This window comes from uncultured Campylobacter sp. (assembly GCF_938045405.1).
In the GTDB taxonomy this organism is placed as follows: domain Bacteria; phylum Campylobacterota; class Campylobacteria; order Campylobacterales; family Campylobacteraceae; genus Campylobacter_B.
In genome coordinates this window covers 1-3,792 of the sequence record NZ_CALIMW010000302.1, presented here as the reverse complement: position 1 = coordinate 3,792, position 3,792 = coordinate 1, and the positions used below count along the sequence as shown (strand labels likewise).

The window sequence follows — 3,792 nt, the reverse complement described above, 5'->3', positions numbered from 1 at the left end:
GCTGCTGCCAAAAAGAACAAAGGTAAAAAATGAGATTTATTGCCGCAAAAGTTTTAAATAAACCGAGGAGCGAAGAATGAGCCTAATCGAAAACATCAAAGAAAACGAAGGCTTTTGCGGTGAAATTTATGAGGACACGAGAGGTTACAAGACTATTGGCTACGGCTTTTTGCTTTCAGCCTTGAGCCCCGACGAGCTAGCGCTAAACGGCGGAAAAGTAGAGCCGATGAGCCGCGCGACGGCGGATCAAATTTTAGAGCTGAAATTAAAAAAGTTAAAGCCTAGGGTATTTGAAGCCTTTGCCTGGCTTAAAGAAAAACCGCAAAATGTGCAGGACGTCGTCATAGAAATGTGCTATCAGATGGACGTTAACAAGGTTAAAAAATTCGTTACGACGCTTCACTACATAAGAACTAGCGAATATGAAAAGGCTATCGCAAACGGGCTTCGCAGCCTCTGGGCGCAGCAGACCCCAAATCGTGCAAAGAAGGTGTTAAATGGGCTTCTTAAACATTAAACTTATCGGCATCGCTTTTGCGGCAACGCTGGTCGCAAGCGGAATTTGCATAGCGCTTCTAAAAAGCGATATTTCGCAGCTAAGCACCGAAAATGCAAAGCTTAAGGCGCAGATAGGGCAATGCGAGCTTAACCTTAGCCTACAAAACGCCGCGATCAAATCCCTTGAGGTGAACGCAAGCCGCCGCAACGAGGATAAGATCAAAAACGTTTCAAAAATTTATATTAGAGATAAAAGTTGCGAGGCACAACTCAATGCGTATAAAAAACTTCTTGATAGCGCTTTTTAGCGTACTTTATTTATGCGGCTGCGGCGCAAAGGAACGCAGATAAAGCAGGTCTATGTGCCTGTGCGCTGTAATCTTAAAATGCCGCTCAAGCCTGCGGCAAACGGCAGCTTTGAAGCGCATAAAGAGCTTGTGAGGTATTTTTTGAGATGCGAAGAGATAGCCAAAGACTGCACGAGGAGCGAGTAATGAAAACTTTGATTTATCTACTTAGAGCTTTTGTCTTGGTGGTATTTAATCTTGAGCTTTACGTAGTCTTTGACAACTTTATACGAAGCGAAAATTTAGTACTCCTTCTTTGGTCGCTTTGTATAGGTATTACCGGCGCTCTTTTTTCGCCTACGTCGCTATATAAAACCTTTAAAGTATGAGCCATGGAGTATCTGCTCTATATATTAGCTGCAGGCGTTGCGGGCAGCGTAACGGCCTTTTTGAAGTATGGCGAGCGTGGCGCGGGTAATTTTATCAAACGAGTATTGGACGGCTGTTTTAGCGCATACATCGTTTATGAAATATCTTTCTTTTTCTGCAAAGATATGCGCCTTAGCCTTGCGATCTGCGGGATCGGCGCTTTTAAAGGCAGCGGGATTTTAGATTTAGCGGTCGGATTTATAAGAAATAAATTTGATCTAAACGATAGAAACAAGGACGAACAATATGAGCAATAATCTAAATGAGATCGGCATCGTAAGCGAAGTAAACGGGGATCGCGCAAGGGTTGCGATCGGCGATATGGTCACCGACTTCTTGCCCGTATTCCAGCCTCTTGCCAATTCTTTTGCTATAAGCTTTGCGCCGATCCGCGTGGGAGAGCAGGTATTGGTGCTACCAGTACGAGGCGAGCTCAATGCGGGCTTGATCCTGCGCGGTATCTATCAGACCACCCACAAAGCGAGCCCAACCGATACGAAGATCCACGTCGCTTTTGAAGACGGCGTAAGGATGAGCTACGACACCGCTAGCTCCAGCCTTGAAATTTCAAGCCCGAAGCAGATCAATATCGCCTGCGAAAACGCAAGCTTGACCGCAAAAAGCGTAAACGTAAAAGCGGATGATACTACCGTACAAAGCGGTAATATCAAGCTTTTGGGAAATACGCTCATTCAAGGATCAATCTCGACCGCAGGAAGCGGCGGGGGTAGTGGTAGCTTTAAGATCAACGGAGATGTGAAAGTTACGGGAAGCCTTAAGGCAAGCGGCGACATCAGCGACGGCAGAGCCTCACTTTCTAGCCATACCAACGGCGGAGTAGCGAGGGATTGATGAAATATCTGGTAAGCATTGAAGATAGCATAAAAGATATCCTAAGCACTCCTATCGGCTCGCGCGTGATGCTGCCCGAATATGGCAGCCGTCTCTTCGAGCTGATCGATAGACGGGTCAATGATGAGTTTCGCGCCGATTTGAGCTACTTCGTCATCGAAGCGGTGCAAAGATGGGAAAAGCGGGTACAGATCGACGAAGTAAAGCTCGTGAGCTTCAAAGATCACAAGCTCAGCTTTAAAATTGTGCTAACAAACGGCAAAGAGATCGGAGTGGAGCTATGAGTTTTCTTAAAAATTTGCCTTATCCGAACGTCATCGAGCAGCTGAGCTATGATGAAATTTTAAAGAATATTAAAAGCCTCTTTAAAGGCTCTTTAAACGACGATGAAATTTCGCTTCTTGAGAGCGATCGCTTTTCAGCCTTGCTTGAGACGCTCGCATATCGCGAACTTCTTTTGCGCGCCCGTATCAATAGCGCCGTAAAATCTATGCTGCTACCTTTTGCACAAGGAGCCGATCTGGATAATATCGTTGCGATGTACGGCATAGAACGGCTAAGGGGCGAAAGACCGGCGGCGAGCGTAAAATTTGGCCTCTCTGCCGCACTTAGTTACGATGTGCTGATCCCTGCGGGATTGGTGCTCGCATCGCAGGACGGACAAACTGCGAAACTCAAAGAGAGTTTGCAAATCAAGGCGGGACAAACGAGTATAACCGGCATCAGCATATTAGATGCATTCGTAAAAGAGAGTGCGGCCAAATGTGAGCTCATCCAAACCCCGCTGCCTTTCGTATTACAAGCAAAACAAGAAGGAAGCTTCGGCGGCGGCGCTGAAGTAGAGGACGACGAGCGGCTACGCGAGCGCGCCGTGCTAAGTCTAGAGCGATTTAGCACCGCAGGGGCGGCGGGCGCATACGTCTATCACGCCCTTACAGCCAACGCAAAGGTGATAGAAGCCATAGCGCTTAACGGCGGGCCCGGCATCGTAAAAGTGTATGTCAAAAGCAGCGACGAAAGCGAAGCGGTGCTTGAGTCGGTGCGTACTGCGCTAAACGACGAAAAAGTGCGCCCGCTAACCGATACCGTCATCGTTGCAAATGCCACCAAAAAGGCGGTAAATATAAAAGCACAGCTGGAATTAACGGATCTTTTTTTGCAGGCGGAGATCCAAAACGCTATCGATGCGGTGCAAAAAAGCCTGCCTTTAGGCGAGGATTTGAACCTAAGCCGCATCTATAGCACCCTTCATCAAAACGGCGTATATCGGGTAGGTTTGAGCTCGCCCACTGCCGATATAAAAGCGGATAAGTACGAGTATATCGTGATGAGTTTTGAGCTCAGCTTTGCAAAGGCTAATCTATGAGTATCCTACCGATCGGAAAGCCTAAATTTGACAAGAAGCTCGACGATCTTTTTGGCTTCAGCCTTGCAGGGCTTGATATAGGCGTGATAAATATCCTGGCGGATAGTTGCCCCGCTTCGCTTCTTGCGATTTTGGCAGATAGCCTGGATGTGAATATAGAAGGCCTAAATGAAACCGGCGCAAGGCTGCTTATCAAGGAGGCCTTTAAAATCCACTACTATTCGGGCACCTTCTATGCGGTCAAAAAGGCGGTGAATGCGATCGATAGCGGAGCGATCATAGTGGAGAGAAATTTAGGGCAGAAATATGACGGCTCTATCAAATACGATAGAAGCAGATTTTACGGCTCAAACTCGCATT

General features: G+C 47.0%; 9 protein-coding genes. All 9 read left to right on the top strand.

Annotated features, from left to right (window positions below; genetic code table 11):
- Window positions 1-76: 76 nt before the first annotated feature.
- Window positions 77-517, top strand: coding sequence for a glycoside hydrolase family protein (locus Q0140_RS12600; protein ID WP_297965068.1), 441 nt, complete (start codon window positions 77-79; stop codon window positions 515-517).
- Window positions 498-806, top strand: a complete 309-nt coding sequence (locus Q0140_RS12595; RefSeq protein WP_297965066.1) for a hypothetical protein — start codon at window positions 498-500, stop codon at window positions 804-806. The genes Q0140_RS12600 and Q0140_RS12595 overlap by 20 nt, the downstream gene beginning before the upstream one ends.
- A 54-nt stretch (window positions 807-860) precedes the next feature.
- Complete coding sequence (locus Q0140_RS12590; protein ID WP_297965064.1) at window positions 861-992, top strand: hypothetical protein; 132 nt, start codon at window positions 861-863, stop codon at window positions 990-992.
- On the top strand, window positions 992-1,174 hold the full coding sequence (locus Q0140_RS12585) for a hypothetical protein (protein WP_297916175.1): 183 nt from the start codon (window positions 992-994) through the stop codon (window positions 1,172-1,174). Before Q0140_RS12590 ends, Q0140_RS12585 begins: the two co-directional genes overlap by 1 nt.
- A 3-nt stretch (window positions 1,175-1,177) precedes the next feature.
- A complete protein-coding gene (locus tag Q0140_RS12580) occupies window positions 1,178-1,471 on the top strand; it encodes a hypothetical protein (protein WP_297965061.1) in 294 nt (97 codons plus the stop codon).
- Window positions 1,461-2,066: a phage baseplate assembly protein V gene (locus Q0140_RS12575; RefSeq protein WP_297965059.1), complete on the top strand. Its 606-nt coding sequence runs from the start codon at window positions 1,461-1,463 to the stop codon at window positions 2,064-2,066. Before Q0140_RS12580 ends, Q0140_RS12575 begins: the two co-directional genes overlap by 11 nt.
- Window positions 2,066-2,350, top strand: a complete 285-nt coding sequence (locus Q0140_RS12570; protein ID WP_297965057.1) for a GPW/gp25 family protein — start codon at window positions 2,066-2,068, stop codon at window positions 2,348-2,350. The genes Q0140_RS12575 and Q0140_RS12570 overlap by 1 nt, the downstream gene beginning before the upstream one ends.
- Window positions 2,347-3,432: a baseplate J/gp47 family protein gene (locus tag Q0140_RS12565; RefSeq protein WP_297965055.1), complete on the top strand. Its 1,086-nt coding sequence runs from the start codon at window positions 2,347-2,349 to the stop codon at window positions 3,430-3,432. The genes Q0140_RS12570 and Q0140_RS12565 overlap by 4 nt, the downstream gene beginning before the upstream one ends.
- Window positions 3,429-3,792 (top strand): phage tail protein (locus Q0140_RS12560; protein ID WP_297965053.1); only part of this gene is annotated, 364 nt, incomplete at its 3' end. The genes Q0140_RS12565 and Q0140_RS12560, both read left to right, overlap by 4 nt.